The organism is Pseudomonas sp. B37(2017) (assembly GCF_002112885.1).
In the GTDB taxonomy this organism is placed as follows: Bacteria; Pseudomonadota; Gammaproteobacteria; order Pseudomonadales; family Pseudomonadaceae; genus Aquipseudomonas; species Aquipseudomonas paraglycinae.
This window is the reverse complement of the sequence record NZ_NEIX01000001.1, coordinates 337,324-361,959: the sequence shown is the minus strand read 5'-3', so window position 1 is coordinate 361,959 and position 24,636 is coordinate 337,324. Positions and strand designations below refer to the sequence as shown.

24 protein-coding genes are annotated in these 24,636 nt (G+C 61.7%); 18 read left to right on the top strand and 6 right to left on the bottom strand.

Going from position 1 to position 24,636, the window contains the following annotated elements:
* Positions 1 to 93: 93 nt before the first annotated feature.
* Positions 94 to 1,830, top strand: coding sequence for an IlvD/Edd family dehydratase (locus tag CAF90_RS01820; protein ID WP_085603074.1), 1,737 nt, complete (start codon positions 94 to 96; stop codon positions 1,828 to 1,830).
* 184 nt (positions 1,831 to 2,014) lie between these two features.
* Positions 2,015 to 2,734 (top strand): FadR/GntR family transcriptional regulator, encoded by a 720-nt coding sequence (locus CAF90_RS01815; protein ID WP_007957415.1) that lies wholly within the window; start codon positions 2,015 to 2,017, stop codon positions 2,732 to 2,734.
* Positions 2,735 to 2,818: 84 nt separating this feature from the next.
* On the opposite strand, the gene CAF90_RS01810 is transcribed toward CAF90_RS01815, so the two are convergent.
* Positions 2,819 to 5,203, bottom strand: coding sequence for an RND family transporter (locus CAF90_RS01810; protein ID WP_085603072.1), 2,385 nt, complete (start codon positions 5,201 to 5,203; stop codon positions 2,819 to 2,821).
* Between the two features lie 28 nt (positions 5,204 to 5,231).
* On the bottom strand, positions 5,232 to 6,260 hold the full coding sequence (locus CAF90_RS01805; protein WP_085603070.1) for a YCF48-related protein: 1,029 nt from the start codon (positions 6,258 to 6,260) through the stop codon (positions 5,232 to 5,234).
* Between the two features lie 325 nt (positions 6,261 to 6,585).
* Between CAF90_RS01805 and CAF90_RS01800 the strand changes: the two genes are divergently transcribed.
* The 7 genes from CAF90_RS01800 (at position 6,586) to CAF90_RS01770 (ending at position 11,918) form a co-directional block, all read left to right on the top strand.
* A complete protein-coding gene (locus CAF90_RS01800) occupies positions 6,586 to 7,176 on the top strand; it encodes an amino acid synthesis family protein (protein ID WP_007957412.1) in 591 nt (196 codons plus the stop codon).
* A gap of 33 nt (positions 7,177 to 7,209) precedes the next feature.
* Positions 7,210 to 8,043, top strand: coding sequence for an alpha/beta fold hydrolase (locus CAF90_RS01795; RefSeq protein ID WP_085603067.1), 834 nt, complete (start codon positions 7,210 to 7,212; stop codon positions 8,041 to 8,043).
* Positions 8,040 to 9,521: an aldehyde dehydrogenase gene (locus CAF90_RS01790; RefSeq protein WP_085603065.1), complete on the top strand. Its 1,482-nt coding sequence runs from the start codon at positions 8,040 to 8,042 to the stop codon at positions 9,519 to 9,521. Before CAF90_RS01795 ends, CAF90_RS01790 begins: the two co-directional genes overlap by 4 nt.
* A 12-nt stretch (positions 9,522 to 9,533) precedes the next feature.
* Entirely contained in the window at positions 9,534 to 10,019 is a 486-nt protein-coding gene (locus tag CAF90_RS01785) for a flavin reductase family protein (RefSeq protein ID WP_074688589.1), read from the top strand.
* A gap of 133 nt (positions 10,020 to 10,152) precedes the next feature.
* A complete protein-coding gene (locus CAF90_RS01780; RefSeq protein ID WP_085605114.1) occupies positions 10,153 to 10,542 on the top strand; it encodes a carboxymuconolactone decarboxylase family protein in 390 nt (129 codons plus the stop codon).
* Positions 10,543 to 10,600: 58 nt separating this feature from the next.
* Complete coding sequence (locus CAF90_RS01775; RefSeq protein WP_085603063.1) at positions 10,601 to 11,353, top strand: GntR family transcriptional regulator; 753 nt, start codon at positions 10,601 to 10,603, stop codon at positions 11,351 to 11,353.
* Position 11,354: 1 nt separating this feature from the next.
* The gene (locus tag CAF90_RS01770) at positions 11,355 to 11,918 is read left to right on the top strand and encodes an NUDIX hydrolase (protein ID WP_085603061.1); all 564 of its coding nucleotides are present in this window, start codon (positions 11,355 to 11,357) and stop codon (positions 11,916 to 11,918) included.
* Between the two features lie 143 nt (positions 11,919 to 12,061).
* Here the strand turns inward: CAF90_RS01770 and CAF90_RS01765 are convergent, their stop codons facing one another.
* Positions 12,062 to 12,355, bottom strand: a complete 294-nt coding sequence (locus CAF90_RS01765; protein ID WP_085603059.1) for a DUF1330 domain-containing protein — start codon at positions 12,353 to 12,355, stop codon at positions 12,062 to 12,064.
* A gap of 65 nt (positions 12,356 to 12,420) precedes the next feature.
* Between CAF90_RS01765 and ribBA the strand changes: the two genes are divergently transcribed.
* The 5 genes from ribBA to CAF90_RS01740 all read left to right on the top strand — a co-directional run bounded on the left by ribBA (position 12,421) and on the right by CAF90_RS01740 (position 17,654).
* Complete coding sequence (gene ribBA, locus CAF90_RS01760; protein WP_085603057.1) at positions 12,421 to 13,530, top strand: bifunctional 3,4-dihydroxy-2-butanone-4-phosphate synthase/GTP cyclohydrolase II; 1,110 nt, start codon at positions 12,421 to 12,423, stop codon at positions 13,528 to 13,530.
* Positions 13,531 to 13,696: 166 nt separating this feature from the next.
* The gene (locus tag CAF90_RS01755) at positions 13,697 to 14,722 is read left to right on the top strand and encodes an ABC transporter substrate-binding protein (RefSeq protein ID WP_085603055.1); all 1,026 of its coding nucleotides are present in this window, start codon (positions 13,697 to 13,699) and stop codon (positions 14,720 to 14,722) included.
* Positions 14,719 to 15,666, top strand: a complete 948-nt coding sequence (locus CAF90_RS01750) for an ABC transporter permease (RefSeq protein ID WP_085603052.1) — start codon at positions 14,719 to 14,721, stop codon at positions 15,664 to 15,666. The genes CAF90_RS01755 and CAF90_RS01750 overlap by 4 nt, the downstream gene beginning before the upstream one ends.
* A gap of 6 nt (positions 15,667 to 15,672) precedes the next feature.
* Complete coding sequence (locus CAF90_RS01745; protein ID WP_007957396.1) at positions 15,673 to 16,482, top strand: ABC transporter permease; 810 nt, start codon at positions 15,673 to 15,675, stop codon at positions 16,480 to 16,482.
* Between the two features lie 17 nt (positions 16,483 to 16,499).
* Positions 16,500 to 17,654: an ABC transporter ATP-binding protein gene (locus tag CAF90_RS01740; protein ID WP_085603050.1), complete on the top strand. Its 1,155-nt coding sequence runs from the start codon at positions 16,500 to 16,502 to the stop codon at positions 17,652 to 17,654.
* Positions 17,655 to 17,795: 141 nt separating this feature from the next.
* Here CAF90_RS01740 and map read toward each other — a convergent pair whose 3' ends face one another.
* Both map and CAF90_RS01730 read right to left on the bottom strand, forming a co-directional pair.
* Positions 17,796 to 18,587: a type I methionyl aminopeptidase gene (map, locus tag CAF90_RS01735; protein WP_085603048.1), complete on the bottom strand. Its 792-nt coding sequence runs from the start codon at positions 18,585 to 18,587 to the stop codon at positions 17,796 to 17,798.
* Positions 18,584 to 18,844, bottom strand: a complete 261-nt coding sequence (locus CAF90_RS01730; protein WP_011334623.1) for a ParD-like family protein — start codon at positions 18,842 to 18,844, stop codon at positions 18,584 to 18,586. Before CAF90_RS01730 ends, map begins: the two co-directional genes overlap by 4 nt.
* Positions 18,845 to 19,139: 295 nt before the next feature.
* Here CAF90_RS01730 and CAF90_RS01725 point away from each other — a divergent pair, with 295 nt between their 5' ends.
* The 3 genes from CAF90_RS01725 to CAF90_RS01715 all read left to right on the top strand — a co-directional run bounded on the left by CAF90_RS01725 (position 19,140) and on the right by CAF90_RS01715 (position 22,886).
* Entirely contained in the window at positions 19,140 to 20,075 is a 936-nt protein-coding gene (locus CAF90_RS01725; RefSeq protein ID WP_085603046.1) for a Ppx/GppA family phosphatase, read from the top strand.
* Positions 20,076 to 20,334: 259 nt separating this feature from the next.
* Positions 20,335 to 21,711: a pyridoxal-phosphate dependent enzyme gene (locus CAF90_RS01720; RefSeq protein WP_085603045.1), complete on the top strand. Its 1,377-nt coding sequence runs from the start codon at positions 20,335 to 20,337 to the stop codon at positions 21,709 to 21,711.
* Positions 21,708 to 22,886 (top strand): cystathionine gamma-synthase, encoded by a 1,179-nt coding sequence (locus tag CAF90_RS01715; protein ID WP_007957389.1) that lies wholly within the window; start codon positions 21,708 to 21,710, stop codon positions 22,884 to 22,886. Before CAF90_RS01720 ends, CAF90_RS01715 begins: the two co-directional genes overlap by 4 nt.
* Positions 22,887 to 23,282: 396 nt before the next feature.
* Here the strand turns inward: CAF90_RS01715 and CAF90_RS29495 are convergent, their stop codons facing one another.
* Positions 23,283 to 23,873 carry a hypothetical protein gene (locus CAF90_RS29495; protein WP_170929398.1) on the bottom strand — a complete coding sequence of 197 codons (591 nt, stop codon included), beginning with the start codon at positions 23,871 to 23,873 and terminating at the stop codon, positions 23,283 to 23,285.
* A gap of 444 nt (positions 23,874 to 24,317) precedes the next feature.
* Here CAF90_RS29495 and CAF90_RS01705 point away from each other — a divergent pair, with 444 nt between their 5' ends.
* On the top strand, positions 24,318 to 24,632 hold the full coding sequence (locus CAF90_RS01705; RefSeq protein ID WP_007950439.1) for a hypothetical protein: 315 nt from the start codon (positions 24,318 to 24,320) through the stop codon (positions 24,630 to 24,632).
* Positions 24,633 to 24,636: the final 4 nt, after the last annotated feature.

Sequence of the window (24,636 nt, the reverse complement as noted above, 5' to 3'; positions counted from 1 at the left end):
ACTAATTACGCAACAACACTTCCAAACCGTCGATTTTGCGCTTATGTTTAGCCGAAGCTCGCAAACAATAGTCTTACAATAAGAGAATCGATCATGTCTGATAAGAAACCCACCCTGCGCTCCGCCCAATGGTTTGGCACGGCCGACAAGAACGGCTTCATGTACCGCAGCTGGATGAAGAATCAGGGCATCGCCGACCATCAGTTCCACGGCAAGCCGATCATCGGCATCTGCAACACCTGGTCGGAACTGACCCCGTGCAACGCGCACTTCCGCCAGATCGCGGAGCACGTCAAACGCGGGGTGATCGAGGCTGGTGGTTTTCCGGTGGAATTTCCGGTGTTCTCCAACGGCGAATCGAACCTTCGCCCGACCGCCATGCTCACCCGCAACCTGGCGAGCATGGACGTCGAGGAAGCGATTCGCGGCAACCCGATTGACGGCGTGGTGCTGCTGACCGGTTGCGACAAGACCACCCCGGCCCTGCTGATGGGCGCGGCCAGTTGCGACGTGCCGGCGATTGTCGTCACCGGCGGGCCGATGCTCAACGGCAAGCACAAGGGCAAGGACATCGGTTCCGGCACCGTGGTCTGGCAGCTCAGCGAGCAGGTCAAGGCCGGCACCATCACGATTGACGATTTCCTCGCGGCCGAGGGCGGCATGTCCCGCTCGGCCGGTACCTGCAACACCATGGGCACCGCGTCGACCATGGCCTGCATGGCCGAAGCACTGGGTACTTCGCTGCCGCACAACGCGGCGATTCCGGCGGTGGATGCGCGGCGTTATGTGCTGGCGCACATGTCAGGCATGCGTGCGGTCGAGATGGTTCGTGAGGATCTGAAGCTGTCGAAAATACTGACCAAGGAAGCCTTCGAAAATGCGATCCGGGTCAATGCGGCCATTGGCGGTTCGACCAACGCGGTGATCCACCTCAAAGCCATCGCCGGGCGCATCGGTGTCGAGCTGGATCTGGACGACTGGACCCGGATGGGCCGTGGCATGCCGACCATCGTCGACCTGCAACCGTCCGGGCGTTTCCTGATGGAAGAGTTCTACTACGCGGGCGGCTTGCCGGCCGTGCTGCGCCGCCTCGGTGAGGCCAATCTGATTCCGAATCCGAATGCGCTGACCGTCAACGGAAAATCCATCGGCGAGAACACCAAGGACGCGCCGATCTACGGTGAAGACGAAGTGATCCGCACCCTCGACAACCCGATCCGCGCCGACGGCGGGATCTGCGTGTTGCGCGGTAACCTGGCGCCACTGGGCGCGGTGCTCAAGCCGTCAGCCGCCACGCCGGAACTGATGCAGCATCGTGGCCGCGCGGTGGTGTTCGAGAACTTCGACATGTACAAGGCGCGGATCAACGACCCGGAACTGGACGTCGATGAGAACTCGATTCTGGTGATGAAGAACTGCGGGCCGAAGGGTTATCCGGGCATGGCCGAAGTCGGCAACATGGGGCTGCCGGCCAAGCTGCTGGCGCAGGGCGTGACCGACATGGTGCGTATTTCCGACGCGCGCATGAGCGGCACGGCATACGGCACGGTTGTGTTGCACGTCGCCCCGGAAGCAGCGGCCGGCGGGCCTTTGGCGGCGGTGCAGGAAGGCGACTGGATCGAGCTGGACTGCGCCAGCGGGCGTTTGCACCTGGATATTCCGGACGCTGAACTGGCAGCGCGCATGGCGGATCTGCAACCGCCGCAGCAGCTGTTGGTGGGTGGTTATCGTCAGCTGTACATCGACCATGTGCTGCAGGCGGATCAAGGTTGCGATTTCGACTTCCTGGTAGGTTGCCGAGGGGCTGAAGTCCCGCGCCATTCCCACTAACACCGCCGTCCCCTTGTGGGAGCGGGCTTGCTCGCGAAAGCGGATTGTCAGCAACCTGTGTTTGTCTGACACACCGCTTTCGCGAGCAAGCCCGCTCCCACATTTGCTCTGTATCTGCCTCAAGACTGTGTGGTGCCTGCTATGATGCGCGGCATCTCCATCGCTCAGGATCGCGCCACTCCCCATGGATTACCGCAAACCTTCCGACCGTAAAAGCATGCACTCGCGCATCGTCCAGGAACTGGGCATGCAGATTGTTTCCGGACGCTTCCTGCCCTGCGACAAGCTGCCCGCCGAAGCCTTGCTCTGCGAGGAATACGCGGTCAGCCGGCCGGTGTTGCGCGAAGCCACGCGAGTGCTGGTCGCCAAGGGCCTGGTGTATTCGAAACCGCGCGTAGGCACCGTGGTCAAACCACGCCGCGAATGGCACATGCTCGACCCGGACGTGCTGCACTGGCTGATGCAAAGCAGCCCGCAGAACGAGTTCTTCAACGTCCTGACCAGCGTGCGCAGCATCATCGAACCGGCCGCCGCCGCCCTCGCCGCCCAGCACGCCACCGATGCTGATATCGCGTCGATTGCCGAGGCTTACCAGCGCATGGAAGCGGCGCCGACCCCGGAAGCCTTGCTGCAACCGGATCTGGACTTCCACAGCCGGATTGCCGACGCGACTCATAACGACTTGCTGGCGAACCTGTGCAACATGCTGTCGGTGGCGATTGCCGAGGCTCTGAAGCATTCGAATCAGCGGCCGAACCTGCATGAACTGGCGTTGCCTCGGCACAAGGCGATTTTGACGGCCATCGAGAATCGGGATGCGCTAGGCGCGCGGCATGCGACGTTGGTGCAGCTGGATGATGCGCGGAGTGCGCTTAGCGTCGTGCTAGGCACCGAACTTTCTTAAGCCTTGAGACCGCTTGCCCTCACCGCAGACATAAAAAAGCCGCAACCCTTAAAGGTTGCGGCTTTTTCATTTCAGCCAACCGGCTCAGTGAGCAAACAACGAATTCCCCTTCTGCCCCGCCAGTTTCTCCGGCTTGATCAGGAACTTCGCCAGTGCCGGCAGCAGCCACAGCGCACCGAACATGTTCCACAGCAGCATGAAGGTCAGCATCAGGCCCATGTCGGCCTGGAACTTGATCGCCGAGAAGATCCAGGTGCACACGCCGATGGCCAGGCACAGACCGGTGAACAGCACTGCTTTACCGGTGGATTTCAGGGTCTGGTAATAGGCTTCCTGCAACGGCAGGCCGGCACGCAGGAAACTTTCCAGACGGCTGTAGATGTAGATGCCGTAGTCCACGCCGATCCCCACGCCCAGCGCCACCACCGGCAACGTCGCAACCTTCACGCCGATACCCATGAACGCCATCAGCGCGTTGCCCAGCACCGAGGTCAACACCAGCGGCAGCACGATGCACAAGGTCGCCGCCCACGAGCGGAAGGTGATCATGCACATGACCGCCACGCAGATGTACACCAGGATCAGGATGGTCAGCTCGGACTTCTTGATCACTTCGTTGGTGGCCGCCTCGATCCCGGCGTTACCGGCCGCGAGGATGAATTCCAGGCCTTCCTTGTTGTTTTCCTTGGCGAAGTCCTGCACCGCATGCACCGCGCGATCCAGGGTTTCGGCCTTGTGGTCGTTGAGGAACACCAGCACCGGTGCCAGCGAGCAACTGTTGTTGTACAGGCCGTCGGCCCGGGCGATGGAGTTGTTCAGCACGTCCGGGTTGCGTGACAGGGTTTCCCATTTCAGGTTGCCCTCGTTCATGCCCTTGATCATCTGCTTGGACACGGTCACCAGCGAGATTGCCGACTGCACGCCCTCGGTGTTCTGCATCTTCCACATCAGCTCGTCGATCGGCGCCATGGCTTCATAGCGCGAGCAACCTTCGGACTTGGTCTTGACCATCACCACCAGCACGTCGGAGCTGGTCGAGTAGTTGCTGATGATGAAGTTGTTGTCCTTGTTGTAGCGCGAGTCCGGACGCAGTTCCGGCGCACCCTGGTCGAGATCGCCAATCTTCAGGTTCTGGCTGTACCAGAGACCGCCACCGAAGGCGACCAGCGCCAGAGCGATGGAAATCGGCGCGACTTTCGGGTTGGCGAAATTCGACAGCAGGCGCCAGAACGGATGTTCGCGGTGCGCGTCCTTCTTGCTCTTGGCGATGGCGCGCTTGCTGATGCCGACATAGGAAATCGCCACCGGCAGCAGGATCAGGTTGGTGAACACGATCACCGCCACGCCGATGGAAGCACCGATGGCCAGCTCGCGGATCACGCCAATGTCGATGATCAGCAGCGTGATGAAGCCGACGGCGTCCGCCAGAATCGCGATCATCCCCGGCAGGAACAATTGACGGAAGGTCCTCCGTGCGGCCGTCAACGCGTTGTCCGCCTCACCGGATTGCAGGGCGATACCGTTGATTTTCTGCACGCCGTGGGAAATGCCGATGGCGAAGATCAGGAACGGCACCAGCATCGAATACGGATCGAGGCCGAACCCGAAAAAGTGCATCAACCCGAGTTGCCAGACCACCGCCACCAGCGTGGTGCTCAACACTGCCACGGTGCTGCGCAGGCAGTTGGTGAACCACAGCAGCAGGATCAGGGTGATGACGAAAGCGATGCCGAAGAACATCACCACCATCACCAGGCCGTCGATCAGGTCACCGACCTTCTTGGCGAAGCCGACGATGTGGATCTTGACGTTGGGGTTCTGCGCTTCGAACTTGTTGCGGATCTTGTCTTCGAGCTCATGGGAGAACTGGCGATAATCCAGCGCCAGCAGCTTGCCCTGATCCTGCGGGTCCGGGTAGGACTCCAGCAGCGGGATGTCGACGATGCTCGACTTGAAGTCGTTGGCCACCAGACGCCCGACCTGACCGGACTTGAGCACGTTGTTGCGCAGCAGATCGAGGCTGTCCTGAGAGCCGTTGTAGCTCTGCGGGATCACTTCGCCGCCGGCAAAACCTTCCTCGGTCACTTCGGTCCAGCGTACGCTCGGGCTCCACAGCGACTTGAGGCCGGAACGGTCGACGCCGGAGATGTAGAACACCTCGTCGTTGATCTGACGCAGGGTCTCCATGTACTCCCTGGAGAAAATGTCGCCGTCCTTCGCTTCCACCGATATACGCACGGTGTTGCCCAGGTTCGCCAGATCGTTGCGGTGCTCCATCATCTTTTCAATGAACGGATGCTTGAGCGGGATCATCTTTTCGAAACTGGTGGACGGACGGATCAGCGTGGCCTGCCAGAACAGGAAAATGCTGACCAGCAGGCAGATCACGATCACTGCCGGGCGGTTGTTGAAGATCAGGCGCTCGAGAAACGTCGCCTTGTCCTGATGATGAGTGCTCAAGGAAGTCATAGCCCCGCCTTCTTATTATTGATTCGGCTCATTTGCCCAGCTCGGCGCCGTTCGACGAAGTGACCCGAACGCCACCCTGCCCGCTCAGGATCAGATTGCCGTTGCCGGCGGCGGTGACCGACGACAGCGAGATGCGATCCGGACGGTTGAATACGCTGAAGGTTTCGCCGTTGTCACTGCTGCTGACCACCGAGCCGCCGTTGCCGACGATGACGATGGAGCCGTCTTCGAGCAGTGTGGCGCCGGACAGGCCGAACTCCAGCGAACCGCGCGCAGCTTTCAGTTCGACCTGCTCCCAGGTGCTGCCGAAATCGGTGGAGCGGTAAAGGTTGCCGCGCAGACCGTAAGCCAGCAGGGTTTGCGGTTGCGCCGTGCCGATCACGCCGAACAGCGAGCCTTCGTACGGGCCTTCGAGTTTTTCCCAGGTCTGGCCCCAGTCGGCGGAGCGGAACATGCTGCCCGACTCGCCGACGATGAACAGGCCGGCGTCTTTTACCGAAGCGATGGCGTTGAGGTGGAACTGGTCTTCGTTGTCGAGGCGATCGCTGACGTCTTCCCAGTTTTTGCCGCCGTCGGTGGTTTCCAGCAGCGCGCCGTAGGCACCCACGGCCAGACCACTGTTGACGTCCTTGAACCAGACGTCGAGCAGCGGCGATTCGCGCTTGAGGTCTTCGAACTGTTTGGTCCAGGTCAGGCCGCCGTCTTCGCTGGCGAGGATCTGCGCGTCGTGGCCGACGGCCCAGCCGTGCTTGTCATCGACGAAATACACGGCGGTCAGCAACTGGCGGCTCGGCACTTTGGCCTGGGTCCAGGTCTTGCCCTGGTCGTCGGAATAGAGAATGTGCCCGCGATCCCCGACCGCCACCAGCCGGGTTCCGGCGTGAACGACATCGAGCATCAGGCTTTTCGAGGCCTTGGCCGATTCGGTGGAATAGACCACATCGGCAGGCGCTTCGGCGGCGAGAACCGGCGCCGACAATGTGGCAAAGCCCAGCAGAGAGAGTGCTGTGGCCAGCAACGCGGTGTTGCGTAACGCCGGCGGGCGGCAACGACTCATAGACCTTCCCCTGTTTATTATTGTTGGTCATGGACCTTAAAGGGCGCCGCAAGGGTGCTCACGGTGACTGCCTGGTCACAAGCATAGTCCTGAAACCCGCCATCCAGAGCCCCTTCGGAAGCTGGCTCATCCTATCGGGCATTCGAAACGTCTGACAATCGGCGCAACGTTATCTTTTGTTAACCGAAAGGGACTACAGCGGCGGCTGAATACGCGGGCATTCGTCCGACTGATGGCAGGGATTCTTGCGAGGGGGACTTGCACGATCGGTATTATGGTATACCATCAGACGCACAGACACTCTTTATCCCCTACGGAGCAGCTCATGAGTTTCGAAATTCGCAAGATCGTCAGCTATGTCGAAGAAACCTTCATCGAAGGCGGCAAGGCGTCCGATACCCCGGTGACCATGGTCGGCCTGGCCGTCGTGATGAAGAACCCGTGGGTCGGCAATGGCTTTGTCGAAGACCTCAAGCCGCAGATCCGCGCCAATTGCTCCGACCTCGGCGCAATGATGGTCGAGCGTCTGGTGGGCATCATCGGCGGTGCCGAGAAGATCGAGGCCTACGGCAAAGCCGCGGTGGTCGGCGCCGATGGCGAAATCGAGCACGCGTCGGCGGTGATCCACACCCTGCGCTTCGGCAATCACTACCGCGAAGCGGTCAAGGCCAAGAGTTACCTGAGCTTCACCAACAAGCGCGGCGGTCCGGGCACTTCAATTCAGATTCCGATGATGCACAAGGACGACGAAGGCCTGCGCTCGCACTACATCACGCTGGAAATGCAGATCGAAGACGCCCCGCGCGCCGACGAAATCGTCGTGGTGCTCGGTTGCGCCGACGGTGGTCGCCTGCATCCGCGCATCGGCAACCGCTACATCGATCTGGAAGAACTGGCCGCCGAAAAAGCCCAGTAATCACAATAAAAAAAGGCATTGCAGGAGCGCTCCATGATTCGGCTCACCGCTGAACTCACCCCGGCCGGCACCAGTTATCTGGCGACCGGCCAAGGCCAACCCGTGGTGTTGATCCACGGCGTGGGCCTGAACAAAGAAATGTGGGGCGGCCAGATTGTTGGCCTGGCCACGCAATACCGGGTGATCGCCTACGACATGCTCGGCCATGGCGCCAGCCCGCGACCGGCCAGCGGCACCGCCCTGCTCGGCTATGCCGATCAGTTGCTGGAGCTGCTCGACCACCTGCAATTGCCCGAGGCGTCGGTGATCGGCTTCTCCATGGGCGGTCTGGTGGCGCGGGCGTTTGCCCTGCATTACCCGGAACGCCTGAAAAGCCTGGTGGTGCTCAACAGCGTGTTCAACCGCAGCGAAGAGCAGCGCGCCGGCGTCATCGCCCGCACCGCGCAAGCCGCCGAACACGGGCCGGACGCGAATGCCGAAGCGGCGCTGTCGCGCTGGTTCAGCCGCGAATATCAGGCGGCCAACCCGGCGCAGATCGCCGCGATCCGCCAGACCCTCGCCGGCAATGATCCGCAAGGCTACCTGACCACCTACGAACTGTTCGCCACCCAGGACATGTACCGCGCCGACGACTTGGGCAGCATCCAGGCGCCGACGCTGATCGCCACTGGCGAGCTGGACCCCGGATCGACCCCGGAAATGGCCGAGCAACTGGCCGCGCGCATTCCCGGCGCGAAGGTTGCCGTGCTGCCCGAACAACGGCATATGATGCCGGTAGAGTCGCCACGGCTGGTGAACCAGACGCTGCTGGAATTTCTCGACACCGCACACGCCCGACAAAACCATATAAAGGGGATCGTTGCATGACGCTCGCACGCTTCCAGATGTGCATCGGCGGAGAATGGGTCGACGCCCTCTCCGGCAAGACTTTCGAAAGCCTCAACCCGGCGCTGGCCGAACCCTGGGCCGAACTGCCCGACGCTGACGAAGCCGACGTCGAGCGCGCCGTGCAAGCCGCGCAGACCGCGTTCGACAGCCCGGCATGGCGTGGTTTGACCGCCACCGCGCGCGGCAAACTGCTGCGTCGTCTCGGTGACCTGATCGCTGAAAACAAGGAACAACTGGCGCAGCTGGAAAGCCGCGACAACGGCAAACTGATCCGCGAAACCCGGGGTCAGGTCGGCTATCTGCCGGAGTTCTTCCACTACACCGCCGGCCTCGCCGACAAGCTCGAAGGCGGCACCCTGCCGCTGGATAAACCCGATCTGTTCGCCTACACCGTGCACGAAGCCATGGGCGTGGTCGCCGCGATCATTCCGTGGAACAGCCCGCTTTATCTGACTGCGATCAAACTGGCGCCGGCGCTGGCGGCGGGCAACACCATCGTGATCAAACCCTCCGAGCACGCCTCGGCGACCATTCTGGAACTGGCGCGCCTGGCCCTCGAAGCCGGGATTCCGCCGGGTGTGGTCAACGTCGTCACCGGCTACGGCCCGAGCACCGGCGCCGCCCTCACCCGTCATCCGCTGATCCGCAAGATCGCCTTCACCGGCGGCGCGGCCACGGCCCGGCATGTGGTGCGCAGCAGTGCCGAGAACTTCGCCAAACTGTCGCTGGAACTGGGCGGCAAGTCGCCGAATATCATCTTCGCCGACGCCGATCTCGACAGCGCGATCAACGGCGCCATCGCCGGGATCTACGCGGCGTCCGGGCAGAGTTGCGTATCCGGTTCGCGACTGCTGGTGCAGGATGAAATCTACGACGAGTTCGTCAGCCGTTTGGTGGAGCGCGCCCAGCGCATCCGCATCGGCAACCCGCAGGACGACAGCAGCGAAATGGGCCCGATGGCCACCGCGCAGCAACTGGCGGTGGTTGAAGGTCTGGTGGCTGATGCGATTGCCGAAGGTGCGCGCCTGCGTCTGGGCGGCAAGCGGCCGAGCGGTGTGGGCGACGGCTGGTTCTATGAGCCGACGCTGTTCGAGTGCGATCGCAACTCGATGAAGATCATGCAGGAAGAAGTCTTCGGCCCGGTGGCCTCGGTGATCCGTTTCAAGGATGAAGCCGAAGCGCTGGCGATTGCCAACGACTCACAGTTCGGCCTCGCCGCCGGCATCTGGACCCGCGATCTGGGCCGCGCCCATCGCCTGGCCCGGGACGTGCGTTCGGGGATCATCTGGGTCAACACGTACCGCGCGGTGTCGGCAATGGCACCGATCGGTGGTTTCAAGAACAGTGGCTATGGACGCGAAAGCGGCATCGATTCGGTGCTCGCCTACACCGAACTGAAAACGGTGTGGATCAACCTCTCCCAGGCGCCGATGCCTGATCCGTTTGTGATGCGTTAGGAGTCCTGCGACATGATCGAACCCGGCATTTACAAAGACGTCATGAGCTCGTTTCCGTCCGGGGTCACGGTGGTCACCACCCTTGACCCGGATGGCGGCATCGTCGGCATCACCGCCAGCGCCTTCAGTGCGCTGTCGATTGACCCGGCGCTGGTGCTGTTCTGCCCCAACTACGCTTCCGACACCTACCCGGTGCTGCGCGACAGCAAGCGTTTCGCGATCCATTTGCTGTCCGCCGACCAGACCGCCGAGGCCTACGCCTTCGCCGGCAAAGGCAAGGACAAGGCCAACGGCATCGAGTGGCATTTGAGCGAGCTCGGTAACCCGATCCTCGCCAAAGCCACGGCGATCATCGAGTGCGAACTGTGGCGTGAATACGACGGTGGCGACCACGCGATCATCGTTGGCGCGGTGAAGAACCTGATCCTGCCGGAGCAGCCGGTGACGCCGATGATTTATCACAAGGGCAAGCTCGGCGCGTTGCCGACACTGGGTTGAGAAAATAATGCGAAACCCTGTGGGAACGAGCTTGCTCGCGAAGGCGTAGTGTCAGTCGACATCAATGTTGCGGGTGCTGACGCTATCGCGAGCAAGCTCGCTCCCACAGGGAATGGTGGTGTGAGGGGTAATGATGAACAACGACAAGTACGAAAAGGGCCTGAAGATCCGCACCCAGGTGCTGGGCGAAGCCTATGTGCAGCGCTCGATCGAGAACGCCGACGACTTCACCCGCCCGTTGCAGGAAATGGTCACCGAATACTGCTGGGGTCACGTCTGGGGACGCGAAGGCCTGTCGCTCAAGGAGCGCAGCATGATCAACCTGGCGATGATCTCGGCGCTCAACCGCCCGCACGAACTGAAACTGCATGTGCGCGGCGCCTTGCGTAACGGCCTGAGTCGTGAGCAAATACGCGAAATTCTGCTTCAGGTCGGTATTTATTGCGGCGTCCCGGCAGCCGTGGACAGTTTCCGGCTCGCCCGTGAAGCCTTCGCCGAAGCCGACGCCGAGGCCTCCAGTTAACCCCTCGGCTGTTTTGATGCCCGTCTGGCATGGACAGCCACCTTAAAGAGCGGACCCCATGAAACGCCTGCCACTCGACGACAGCTTCAAGGTCAATCGCAACCCCGTCACCCTGCGCGAAATCGTGCTGGATAAACTGCGAAGCGCCATCATGAACTTCCAGCTGCTGCCGGGCGATCGCCTGGTGGAGCGCGATCTGTGCGATCGCCTGGGCGTGAGCCGTACGTCGGTGCGTGAAGCCTTGCGTCACCTGGAATCCGAAGGTCTGGTCGAGTTCGCTGACGCCAAAGGCCCGCGCGTAGCGATCATCACCCTCGCCGATGCGGTCGACATCTATGAGCTGCGTTGCGTACTCGAAGGCCTGATCGTCCAGCTGTTCACCCTGCGCGCCAAGGCCAAGGACATCAAGGCCCTGGAAAAAGCCCTCGACGAGAACCGCAAGGCGCTCAAGGACGGCGAACTGCAACAGGTGATCGACTCGGTACAGGGTTTCTACGACGTGCTGCTGGAAGGCTCGGGCAACCATGTCGCGGCCACTCAGCTGCGTCAGTTGCAGGCGCGCATCAGCTACCTGCGGGCGACGTCGGTCTCCCAGGAAAACCGTCGCGGCGCCAGTAATCACGAAATGGAAAAAATGGTCGAGGCGATCAAGAGCGGCGATCCGCTGGCGGCGCATCAGGCGTGCGTCGATCACGTGCGCGCTGCGGCTGCCGTGGCCCTCGACTACCTCAAGCGCAAGCAGGAAGAGACCGGCGCCACTCCACCGATCACCCTGCCCATCGCGCTGAAAGAACCGCGCATAGGTCACTGACATGTTCAGCCCGAGCTTTTGCCCGAAATGCGGTGGCGCTGACCTCGGTCAGCAGGTGCCGCCGGGCGATACGCACGAGCGCCTGATGTGCCGCGGCTGCGGCTACATCCACTATGTAAACCCGAAGATCATCGCCGGCTGCATCATCGAGCAGGACGGCAAATACCTCTTGTGCCAACGAGCGATTCCCCCGCGCCCCGGCACCTGGACCTTGCCCGCCGGTTTCATGGAAAGCGGCGAGACCACCGAACAGGCTGCCCTGCGCGAAGTCTGGGAAGAAAGCGGCGTACGCGCGGAAATCGTCTCGCCGTACTCGATCTTCAGCGTGCCGAAGATCAGCGAGGTCTACATCATCTTCCGCGCCCTCGCGCTGGAGATCACCGGCCAGTACGGCCCGGAAACCCTCGCCTGCCAATTCTTCGCCCCGGAAGACATCCCGTGGGAGCAGATCTACTACCCGGCGATCCGGCAGATCCTCGAACGCTACATCGAGGAACGCCAGGCCGGGGTTTATGGCATGTACATGGGCAATGACGACAGCGGCAAGATTCATTTCATGCGTTGATAGTCACCTTCCTCCTTTGCTGATCGTTCCCACGCTCCGCGTGGGAATGGCTCAACGGACGCTCCGCGTTCGGCTGTGGAAGGGACGCCGAGCGTCCCGGGCTGCATTCCCACGCAGAGCGTGGGAACGATCAAAGCAAGCCGTTACGGCGCCATCCCTTCCACAATGATGATCTCCGCCCTCGCCCATTCCTCGCGATAGCTCTTCGCTTCCTGATACGCCGCGGAGCGATAGCACGCCACCGCCTGCTCATAGCTTTCGAATTCAATCACCACGCTGCGCTGCGGCGTCGTCCGCCCTTCCATTGCTTCGCTGCGCCCGCCTCTGGCTAAAAACCTCGCGCCGAACTCGGCGAACGCTTTCGGCGCGCGCTGCGTGTATTGGCTGTAGTGATCGGGATCGGTGATGTCCACGTGTGCAATCCAGTACGCCTTCATAGTAACCTCTTGGTTGATTTTGTATTATGGTATACCACGAATTTCACCCACATCGAGAGTCCAGCATGGCCTTCAACAGCATCGAAGAAATCATCGAAGATTATCGCCTCGGCAAAATGGTGTTGCTGGTCGATGACGAGGATCGGGAAAACGAAGGCGACCTGCTACTGGCCGCCGACCGTTGCACGCCCGAGGCGATCAGTTTCATGGCCCGTGAGGCTCGAGGGCTGATTTGTCTGACGTTGACCGACGATCATTGCCAGCGCCTGGGGCTGGAGCAAATGGTGCCGAGCAATGGCAGCGTATTCAGCACCGCGTTCACGGTCTCCATCGAAGCGGCGGTCGGCGTGACTACCGGGATTTCCGCGGCCGACCGCGCGTGTACGGTGGCCGCTGCGGTGGCGCCGAACGCACGCGCAGAAGACCTGGTGCAGCCGGGCCATATCTTTCCGCTGCGCGCCAAGGAAGGTGGCGTGTTGACCCGTGCCGGTCACACCGAGGCTGGTTGCGATCTGGCGCGGCTGGCTGGTTTCACGCCCGCCTCGGTGATCGTCGAAGTGATGAACGACGACGGCACCATGGCCCGTCGTCCGGATCTGGAAGTCTTCGCCCGCAAGCACGGGATCAAGATCGGCACCATTGCCGACCTGATCCACTATCGCCTGAGTACCGAACACACCATCGAACGCATCGGCGAGCGGGAACTGCCGACGGTGCACGGCACGTTCCGCTTGATCACCTTCGAAGATCGCATCGAGGGCGGCGTGCACATGGCGATGGTCATGGGCGAACTGCGCCGCGAAGAGCCGACGCTGGTGCGCGTGCACGTGATCGATCCGCTGCGGGATCTGGTCGGCGCCGAGTACAGCGGGCCGACGAACTGGACGTTGTGGGCGGCGTTGCAACGGGTCGCGGCCGAAGGGCATGGTGTGGTCGTAGTGCTGGCCAATCATGAGTCTTCCCAGGCGCTGCTGGAGCGCATTCCGCAACTGACTCAGCCGCCTCGGCAGTTCAGTCGTTCGCAATCGCGGATTTATTCGGAGGTCGGCACCGGGGCGCAGATTCTGCAGAACCTGGGCGTCGGCAAGCTGCGCCACTTGGGCCCGCCGCTGAAATATGCCGGTTTGACTGGCTACGATCTTGAGGTGGTCGAGAGCATTTCCTTCACCGAATAACCCCGTTTGCCAGATAGCCGGTACGGCAAAGTGCTTGCACAAAGTTTGGAATACCATAATATGATATTCCATAGACCGGACGACCTGAAAAACCGTCCAGCTACTGCTCCCGACAGGCGGGCAACAACGCAAGCCCGCTCAAAAACACAACAATGAGGGCGTAAAAATGGTGTTGAACAAAGCTGCAACCGCGATCTTTTTCGCGGGACTGCTGAGCGTGACCGGTCAGGCCGCGATGGCCGCCGAGAGTGTGAACTTTGTCAGCTGGGGCGGTAGCACCCAGGATGCGCAGAAACAGGCCTGGGCCGATCCGTTCAGCAAGGCCAGCGGCATCACCGTCGTGCAGGACGGCCCGACCGACTACGGCAAACTCAAGGCCATGGTCGAAAGCGGCAACGTGCAATGGGACGTGGTCGACGTCGAAGCCGACTTCGCCCTGCGCGCCGCCGCCGAAGGCCTGCTCGAACCCCTCGATTTCAAACAGATCCAGCGCGACAAGATCGACCCGCGTTTCGTCAGCGACCACGGCGTCGGTTCGTTCTTCTTCTCCTTCGTCCTCGGCTACAACGAGGGCAAACTCGGCGCCAACAAGCCGCAGGACTGGAGCGCGCTGTTCGACACCAAGACCTTCCCCGGCAAACGCGCCCTCTATAAATGGCCAAGCCCCGGCGTGCTTGAACTGGCCCTGCTCGCCGATGGCGTGCCGGCCGACAAGCTCTACCCGCTGGATCTTGATCGCGCTTTCAAGAAACTCGACACCATCAAGAAAGACATCGTCTGGTGGGGCGGCGGCGCGCAGTCGCAGCAACTGCTGGCCTCCGGTGAAGCGAGCATGGGCCAGTTCTGGAACGGCCGGATCCACGCCCTGCAGGAAGACGGCGCACCGGTCGGTGTGAGCTGGAAACAGAACCTGGTCATGGCCGACATTCTGGTGGTGCCAAAGGGCGCGAAAAACAAGGACGCGGCGATGAAGTTCCTGGCCAGCGCCAGCAGTGCCAAAGGCCAGGCCGACTTCTCCAACCTGACCGCCTACGCCCCGGTCAACGTCGACAGCGTGGCGCGTCTGGACTCGACGCTGGCCCCGAACCTGCCGACTGCCTACGCTAAGGATCAGATCACTCTTGATTTCGCGTACTGGGCCAAGAACGGTCCGGCCATCGCGACACGGTGGAACGAATGGCTGGTCAAATGAAAATGGCGGCCACCGCGTCCCGTCCCTCCACTGCCACCGGGAGCGCCCCGAGCGCTGCCGGCCTGGCTGAAGGCAAAAAGGCGAGTGCCATGGCGCAAGCCCCGTCCCTCAAGCAACGCTGGCGCGGCGCCGGCAATCTCGCGCCGGCGCTGCTGTTCCTCGGTCTGTTCTTTCTCGCCCCGCTGATTGGCTTGTTGCTGCGCGGCGTGCTGGAACCAGTGCCGGGCCTTGGCAACTATGAACAATTGTTCGCTAACTCGGCGTACGCCCGGGTGCTGTTCAACACCTTTTCGGTGGCGGGACTGGTGACGGTGTTCAGCCTGCTGCTGGGCTTCCCGCTGGCCTGGGCAATCACCCTGGTGCCACGGGGCTGGGGCCGCTGGATTCTGAACATCGTGCTGCTGTCGATGTGGACCAGCCTCCTCGCCCGCACCTATTCCTGGCTGGTGCTGTTGCAGGCTTCGGGCGTCATCAACAAAGCCTTGATGGCGATGGGCATCATCGATCAGCCGTTGGAAATGGTGCACAACCTGACCGGCGTGGTGATCGGCATGAGCTACATCATGATCCCGTTCATCGTGCTGCCGTTGCAGGCGACCATGCAGGCCATCGACCCGATGATCCTGCAGGCCGGTTCGATCTGTGGTGCCAGCCCGTGGACCAACTTCTTCCGGGTGTTCCTGCCGCTGTGCCGGCCGGGTCTGGCGTCCGGCGGGTTGATGGTGTTCGTAATGTCGCTCGGTTACTACGTCACCCCGGCGCTGCTGGGCGGGGCGCAGAACATGATGCTGCCGGAATTCATCATTCAGCAGGTGCAGTCGTTCCTCAACTGGGGCCTGGCCAGCGCCGGCGCCGCGTTGCTGATCGTCATCACGCTGGTGCTGTTCTACGTCTACCTGAAGCTGCAACCGGAATCCCCGGTTGGCGCCAGTAACGCGAGGTAAGCCGACATGCTCCTGACGCCCAATGCCATGAGTCGCCGGATGCGCTTCGGCCTGTATTTCACCACCGGGCTGATCGGCCTGTTCCTGCTGTTGCCGATCGTGTTCATCGTCCTGCTGTCGTTCGGTTCTTCCCAGTGGCTGGTGTTCCCGCCACCGGGCTGGACGCTGAAATGGTACGTGCAGTTCTTCTCCAACGCCGACTGGATGAGCGCAGCACTTGCCAGCCTCAAGGTCGCGGTGCTGACCACGATCTGCGCCGTCGCCCTCGGTTTGCCGACGGCCTTTGCGCTGGTGCGCGGACGCTTCCCCGGCCGGGAAATGCTCTACGGTCTGTTCACCCTGCCGATGATCGTGCCGCTGGTGATCATCGCCGTGGCGGTGTACGCGCTGTTCCTCAAGCTCGGCTACACCGGCACGATGTTCGCCTTCGTCGTCAGCCATGTGATCGTCGCGCTGCCGTTCACCATCATCTCGATCATCAACTCGCTGAAGCTGTTCGATCAGTCGATTGAAGACGCAGCGGTGATCTGCGGTGCGTCACGCCTGCAAGCGGTGTTCAAGGTGACCTTTCCGGCGATTCGTCCGGGGATGGTGGCCGGCGCCCTCTTCGCCTTCCTGGTTTCGTGGGACGAAGTGGTGCTCAGCGTGATGATGGCCAGCCCGACCCTGCAAACCCTTCCCGTGAAAATGTGGACCACCCTGCGCCAGGACCTGACGCCCGTGATCGCCGTCGCATCGACGCTGCTGATCGGCCTGTCGGTATTGGTCATGGTGATCGCCGCCGCCCTGCGCCGGCGCAACGAAATCAGCGCCTGAGCGCCCAGGAGTACGACATGAGTGCCGTGATCAAAGACGCATCCCAGCAGAACGACAAACCCCTGGTCAGCCTGCGCAACCTGAACAAGCACTACGGCGATTTCGCGGCCGTGGACAACATCTCGCTGGACATCAAGGACGGCGAATTCCTGACCTTCCTCGGCTCCAGCGGCTCGGGCAAAAGCACCACGCTGTCGATGCTCGCCGGCTTCGAAACCCCGAGCAGCGGCGAGATCCTGGTCAACGGCCAGTCGCTGATCAACGTGCCGCCGCACAAGCGTGACATCGGGATGGTGTTCCAGCGTTATTCGCTGTTCCCGCATTTGTCGGTGCGCGACAACATCGCGTTCCCGCTGGCGATCCGCAAACTCGCTGCGGCTGAACGTGAAAAACGCGTCGATGCGATGCTGAAACTGGTGCAGCTGGAGCAATTCGCCCATCGCCGCCCTTCGCAACTGTCTGGCGGCCAGCAGCAACGGGTCGCCATTGCACGGGCGCTGGTTTACGAGCCACGCATTCTGCTGATGGACGAACCGCTCGGTGCGCTGGACAAGAAGCTTCGCGAAGACTTGCAGGATGAATTGCGCCAGCTGCACCGTCGCCTCGGCATCACCATCGTCTACGTGACCCACGACCAGGAAGAAGCCATGCGCCTGTCCCAGCGCATCGCAATTTTCAGTCACGGCAAGATTGTCGGGCTCGGCAGCGGGTATGACCTTTATCAGAATCCGCCGAATGCGTTTGTGGCGTCGTTTCTGGGTAACTCGAACTTTCTCAAGCTCAAGGCACAGGGTAATGCGGCGGCGAGTTTTGAGGGGCAGTCGCTGTCGATTCGCCTGACCGCTGGATTGCAGACCGGGCAGGATGTTTTGCTGATGGTGCGTCCAGAAAAGGCGTTGGCGTTGAGTGTGCAGCAGGCGGCGAGTGAGCCGTTGGCAGCGGGCTGGAACGAGGTTTCGGCGAAGGTGGTTGAGGTGTTGTTTCTGGGTGAAAGCCAGACGTGCAGTGTGGTGACTTCGGGTGGGACTTCGATGACGGTGAAAGCGTTGTCGGCGGCGGGGATGCCGTTGAAGGCAGGGGATCCGGTTCGGGTGCGGTGGGCGACGGCGGATGCTTGCGTCTATACCGAGTGGGCCGAAAGTGATCTGAACAAAGCTGCCGGATCACACTAAGTTCTTCAGAAAACAACGGAACCCTGTGGGAGCGGGCTTGCCCCGGGCGGCGATCCGACGAATAGGCCGGCACATTCAACATCAATACTGAATTTGCTGGCCCCTTCGCGGGCAAGCCCGCTCCCACAAGTTCTGCGCCAATCAGTTGACTGGCGGATAGCCTTCGATCTTGTCCGGCCAAGCCGTCAACACCTCAAACCCATCCTCCGTCACCGCCACCATGTGCTCCCACTGCGCCGACAACGATTGATCCTTGGTCACAACCGTCCAGCCATCCGCCAGACTCTTCACATGACGCTTGCCGGCATTGAGCATCGGCTCGATGGTGAAGATCATCCCCGCCTTCAACTTCAAGCCCTGCTCCGGATAACCGTAATGCAGCACCTGCGGCTCATCGTGATAAACCTTGCCGATCCCGTGCCCGCAGTACTCGCGCACCACGCTGAAACCTTCCTTCTCCGCCAACGTCTGGATCGCATGCCCGATGTCACCCAACGTGGCGCCCGGACGCACGACGCGGATGCCTGCGCACATGGCGTCGTAAGTGGTCTTGATCAGGTGCCGCGCCTCGGGCGTCGGTTCGCCGACCACGTACATGCGGCTGGTGTCGCCGAACCAGCCGTCCTTGATCACCGCGATGTCGAGGTTGACGATGTCGCCGTCCTTCAGCACGCGCTTCGAAGGAATGCCGTGGCAGACCACTTCGTTGACCGACGCGCAGACGGTTTTCGGGAAGCCGTGATAACCGACGTTGGCCGGAATGGCTTTCTGCACATTGACGATGTAGTCGTTGCACAACTGGTCGAGTTGATCGGTCGTCACGCCAGCCTTGACGTGCGGCACCAGCATCGCAAGCACCTCGGCGGCCAGTCTGCCGGCCTCGCGGGACTGGGCGATTTCGGCCTGGGTGTTGATCTTGATCGGATTTCTCATGCCTTGGCCGCCTCTTTGACCGAGGCATTCTGCGCGGCATCCGCCAGTGCGCAGACTTGCTGCAGATCCAGACCGCCCGACTGTTCGGCACGAATCAGCAACCGGCAAATGGCGTGGTGATCAAGGTCGGGATACAGCTCGGCGAGCATGCCGATGCGCATCCAGTGTTCGGCCTGCGCGTTGATCGAGCGGCTGAGTGCGTTGCTGGAGATGCGCAGATTCTCGTGCATGTCCTCTGAAATTTTTACGATGCCCATGGCAATATCCGATACGAAGTGTATATGGATCGTATATTAATCGTGCATCGTCCGGGATTGCAAATCTTGCGCGCCCGTTAAATCGCAGGCAAAAAAAAGCTGCCCGGAAGGCAGCCGAATCATGAAAAGCACGCGATGTATTGGGGCCAAGTATTGGCAGCCGATAATGACAGTGTCATGACAGCGATGAATTCACTGAACCGCCCCACCCGCGTCATCAGGTTGTCATCGAACCCACGGCAAAATCCTCGCAAACCGTCCCGCGCCTCCCGACGGAAGATTTGCAAGGATCCCCATGAAAGAAGACATCTCGCTGTTTGCCGCCATCGATCTCGGTTCCAATGCCTTTCGCATGATGATTGGCCAGTCGGTGCGCAGCAGAAAGGGCTTCATGATTCAGGAGGTCAAAACCTTGCGCGAGCCGGTGCGGCTGGCCGAAGGCTTCGACGGCCGGGCACTGGATGAAATGGCGCTGGATCGCGGCTGGCAGGCGCTGGCGCGGTTCGGCAAGAAGCTGCGCGGTTTCGAGCCCGGTCGCGTGCGCGCAGTGGCGACCAGCGCGGTGCGCGAGGCGGACAATGCGCAGCTGTTTCTGGCCAGCGCGGAACGGCATCTGGGGTTTCGCATCGATGTGATTTCCGGGCATGAAGAAGCGCGTCTGGTCTATGCCGGTGTGGCCCATACCCTGCCGGTCGCCGATGACATGCGCCTGGTGGTCGACATTGGCGGCGGCTCCACTGAACTGATTCTCGGCCAGGGCGCGCAACCGCTGCTGACCGAAAGCATCGCCCTCGGCAGCGGCACATTGAGCACGCGTTACTTTCGCAATGGCGAAATTTCCGCCGGTGCGCTGCAAGAAGCCGAACGCGTGGCCATCCTGCAATTCGAAAAAGTCGCTCGTCGGTATCGCTCCCAGGGCTGGCAGCAGACCATCGGTTCTTCGGGCACCGCGCGGATGCTCGCCAAAGTGCTCAAGGCCAATCGCCTGAACGATCATGGCGAGAGCGGCATCACCTACGGCGGCCTGTTGCGGTTGTCGTTGCGCCTGCTGGAAGTCAGCAATGTTCAACAGCTGAAACTGGCCGGCCTGCAACCCCATCGCCAGAGCATCCTCCCCGGCGGCCTGGTGGTCATGCTGGCAGCGTTCAAAGTGTTCGGCATCTCGCAAATGGTGCCCTCCGAACCCGGCTTGCGACTGGGCGTGCTGCACGGTTTGATGAGCAACCACTGAGCGATTTTCGCTGCAGGATTTTCACTGCCGGATCAAGCGCTTCGTGACGCTGAAGACGCCCTTTCAATACTCGATGACGCCTGCGTATAAACCCCTGCAAATCACTTCCTTCCCCTGTCCGATTTCGTTCTATCGTTAGATCGAAATGGCTGTATTTCCGGCCGTTTAAAGGTTGCGACAGCTCAGGTCTGAGCCTATGTTGCACGCGAGCTTTTTCCCCGCGAATGGAACGCGATCAACACCACAAAGAGGTGAAGAGATGTCAAAGGATTCACGCCCTGCCGTACTTGGGCTGATCGGCAATACGCCGCTGGTACAAGTCACCCGCTTCGATACCGGTCCCTGCACCCTGTTTCTCAAACTCGAATCACAGAACCCCGGCGGTTCGATCAAGGACCGCATCGGTCTGGCCATGATCGACGCCGCTGAGCGCGATGGTCGACTGCAACCGGGCGGTACGATTGTCGAGGCCACCGCCGGCAACACCGGTCTGGGCCTGGCCCTGGTCGGCCGCGCCAAGGGCTACCGCGTCGTGCTGGTGGTGCCGGACAAAATGTCCACCGAAAAAGTCCTGCACCTCAAGGCCATGGGCGCCGAAGTGCACATCACCCGCTCCGATGTCGGCAAGGGTCATCCCGAGTACTACCAGGATGTCGCCGCGCGTCTGGCCAAGGACATTCCCGGTGCGTTCTTCGCCGACCAGTTCAACAACCCCGCCAACCCGCTGGCCCACGAGTGCAGCACCGGGCCGGAAATCTGGGCCCAGACCGAGCATGACCTCGATGCGATCGTGGTCGGTGTCGGCTCGGCCGGCACGCTGACCGGCCTGACCCGTTTCTTCAAACGCGTGCAACCGGATCTTGAAATGGTCCTGGCCGACCCGGTCGGTTCGGTGATGGCTGAATACAGCCGCAGCAAGCACTTGGGCACCGCCGGATCCTGGGCGGTGGAAGGCATCGGCGAGGACTTCATCCCGTCGATCACCGACCTGTCGAGCGTGCGCAGCGCCTACTCGATCAGCGACGAAGAAAGCTTCGATCACGCACGCCAGTTGCTGAAAGCCGAAGGCATTCTGGGTGGCTCGTCCACCGGCACCCTGCTGGCCGCCGCGCTGCGTTACTGCCGCGAACAGACCGAGCCGAAACGCGTGGTCAGCTTCGTCTGCGACACCGGTACTCGCTACCTGTCGAAGGTCTATAACGACCAGTGGATGACCGATCAGGGCCTGCTGCAGCGCAAACGCTACGGCGACCTGCGCGACCTGATTGCCCGACGTTTCGAAGACGGCAAAGTCGTCAGCGTCGGCCCGGACGATACGCTGATGACCGCGTTCCAGCGCATGCGCCTGGCAGACGTTTCACAACTGCCGGTGCTGGTGGATGGCAAGCAACTGGTCGGCGTGATCGACGAGTCGGACATTCTGGTGCGCGTACACGAAGACGCCTCGCTCTTCAGCAAACCCGTCGCCAAAGCGATGACGGACAAGTTGCAAACCCTCGCCCCCGGCGCCACGCTGGCTGAACTGGAAGCTGTGCTCAGCAGCGGCCTGGTGGCCATCATCGCCGACGCTTCGGGCTTCCACGGCCTGATCACCCGCGTCGACATGCTCAATCAATTACGGAGATCCCTGGCATGAGCCAGCACGACAAGAACGCCCGTCAACAGGGCTTCGCCACCCGCGTGATCCACGCCGGGCAAACGCCGGACCCGACCACCGGCGCGCTGATGCCGCCGATCTACGCCAACTCCACGTACCTGCAAGACAGCCCTGGCGTGCACAAGGGTTTCGACTATGGCCGCTCGCACAACCCGACGCGCTTTGCGCTGGAGCGCTGCGTGGCGGATCTGGAGGGCGGCACCCAGGCGTTCGCCTTTGCGTCCGGGCTGGCGACGATTTCCACCGTGCTCGAACTGCTCGACGCCGGCTCGCACATCGTGTCCGGCAATGACCTGTACGGCGGCACGTTCCGTCTGTTCGACAAGGTGCGTCAGCGCAGTGCCGGGCATCGTTTCAGCTTCGTCGATCTGGCGGATCTGTCGGCGTTCGAAGCGTCGTTGCAGGACGACACGCGCATGGTGATTGTGGAGAGCCCGACCAACCCGCTGCTGGGCCTATCGGACCTCGCCGCCATCGCGCGCATCTGCAAGGCGCGCGGGATCCTCTGCGTGGCCGACAACACCTTCGCCAGCCCGTGGATCCAGCGCCCGCTGGAACTGGGTTTCGACATAGTGCTGCACTCGACCACCAAATACCTGAACGGTCACTCCGACGTGATCGGCGGGATCGCGGTGGTCGGTGACAATCCTGCGCTGGCCGAGCGTCTGGGCTTTCTGCAGAACGCCGTCGGCGCAATCTCCGGCCCGTTCGACGCGTTCCTCACCCTGCGCGGCGTGAAGACCCTGGCGCTGCGTATGGAGCGTCATTGCAGCAACGCGCTGGAGCTGGCGCGCTGGCTGGAACAGCAACCGCAGGTCAAACGCGTCTACTACCCGGGTCTGGAATCCCATCCGCAGCACGAACTGGCCAAGCGTCAGATGCGTGGTTTCGGCGGGATGATTTCCCTGGATCTGAACAGTGATCTGGCAGGCGCTCGCCGCTTCCTGGAGAACGTGCAGATCTTCGCTCTGGCCGAAAGCCTTGGCGGTGTGGAAAGCCTGATCGAGCACCCGGCGATCATGACTCATGCGACCATTCCGGCGGAAACCCGTGCCAAGCTCGGCATCGGTGACAGTCTGGTGCGTCTGTCGGTGGGCGTCGAGGACATCGAAGACCTGCGCGCGGATCTGGCGCAAGCGCTGGCCAGTATCTAACGCCCGAAAACGTCAAAGCCCGCACGAGGCGGGCTTTGACGTTTGAGTAGGCGGCCAGTGCTGGTCTCTGGCTTACAAGGTTTATCAGGCTTCTCACAGTACCGGACCAAATTGAAAGGGGTACGGTCTCGGCTGCTTCACACGGCATAAGGGCTGGATCTCAGCGCGGAGATCTTTCTAACCGTGTACCCTTCGGAACGCGCCCCACGTCCCCTTGCTATCCGCTTGCGCATCAGTCTGCGTCTTCGCCTACATTCTTGAGCCTAGCAAACGCGCGACATTGCGCTACGCGGTTTTTAGACTGATTGTTTTCTAGCGCCGGCCTGCAAGGAAGCTAACCGACTATCGCCTTCACGGCCCTTCAGCCTGCCTCTCGCCAAGGGCGAACTATACTTTTCAGTTCGCTGTCCAGATTTCCTGTAAACCGTCGACACCCGTGCACCCCTCCGGTGCCCCCGTGCCATTCACCAATCTGGTTGACCCCGGGCCGACGAGCCTTCCGTCAATGAACGAATGACGGGTAACGCTCGGTTGCTGTTTGGCTGATGGGGCGTGGAGAAAATCATGAAGCACACGCTTTGGCCGGGCCTCGTCCTGGCAGTTGCGGCAACGGTGGCAATGCCCAATGTCTGGGCTGCGAAGGCGCAGGCATTGGCGTCGGATGGGGCGGATCATGTGGGTGCGGGGGCGGTTGCTTCTGACGGCGCGGACCACGTTGGCGCAGGCGCCGTTGCTTCTGACGGTGCAGATCACGTCGGCGCCGGAGCAGTAGCTTCTGACGGCGCGGATCACGTCGGCGCCGGAGCAGTAGCTTCTGACGGCGCGGATCACGTCGGTGCTGGGGCTGTTGCCTCCGACGGTGCCGATCATGTTGGCGCTGGGGCTGTTGCCTCTGATGGCGCGGATCACGTCGGTGCTGGAGCTGTTGCCTCTGACGGCGCGGATCACGTCGGTGCTGGGGCTGTTGCCTCCGACGGTGCCGATCATGTTGGCGCTGGAGCGGTCGCCTCTGACGGTTCAGATCATGTCGGCGCCGGAGCAGTCGCTTCTGACGGCTCCGACCACGTTGGCGCTGGAGCAGTCGCTTCTGACGGCTCCGACCACGTCGGCGCACGCGCCCTCGCCGCCGATGGCGCAGACAAGGTCGGTGCCAACCGGCTCGCCTATTCCCGCGCAGGCGTCGGCTCCGACCAGGTCGCTTCCGCCCTCATGAGCGGCAGCTATTCCGACCAGTTCAACAGTCCTCAATAACCGCTATCGGCGCAACCAGCCCACCGCTGGTTGCGCCGCACTAGCACATTTGTGCTAATCGACCACCCCGGTCCCTGGCGTTATATTCCCTCGCAACCCCTGACGCTCCGCAACATTGCCGCTGTGCAGTGCGCGGGATCGTTGTGCCTGGAAAAACAACAACACCAAGGAAGAAACACCATGAAACCGCACTTCAGCCTTGCCAGAATCACAGTCCTCAGTGCCCTGCTCCTCGGCGCCGCCGGTTGCCAGACCGTAAAACCCACCGAAGACAGCATGAAAGAACGTGCCCAGACGGTCATTGGCCAGCCGGTCAGTAAAATCGCCAACGTACGCAACGACAGCACCCTCACCTATTACACGGCCTACACCGCCGCCGGCGAATACAACTGCGAGCAGCCCAGCGGCGTAATCATGGCCGTCGCTAGCATGGGCATCATGACGCCTCCCCTGTCTTGCCTGCCCAAAGGTGCGTCACCGATTCCGTACCAGTAATCCG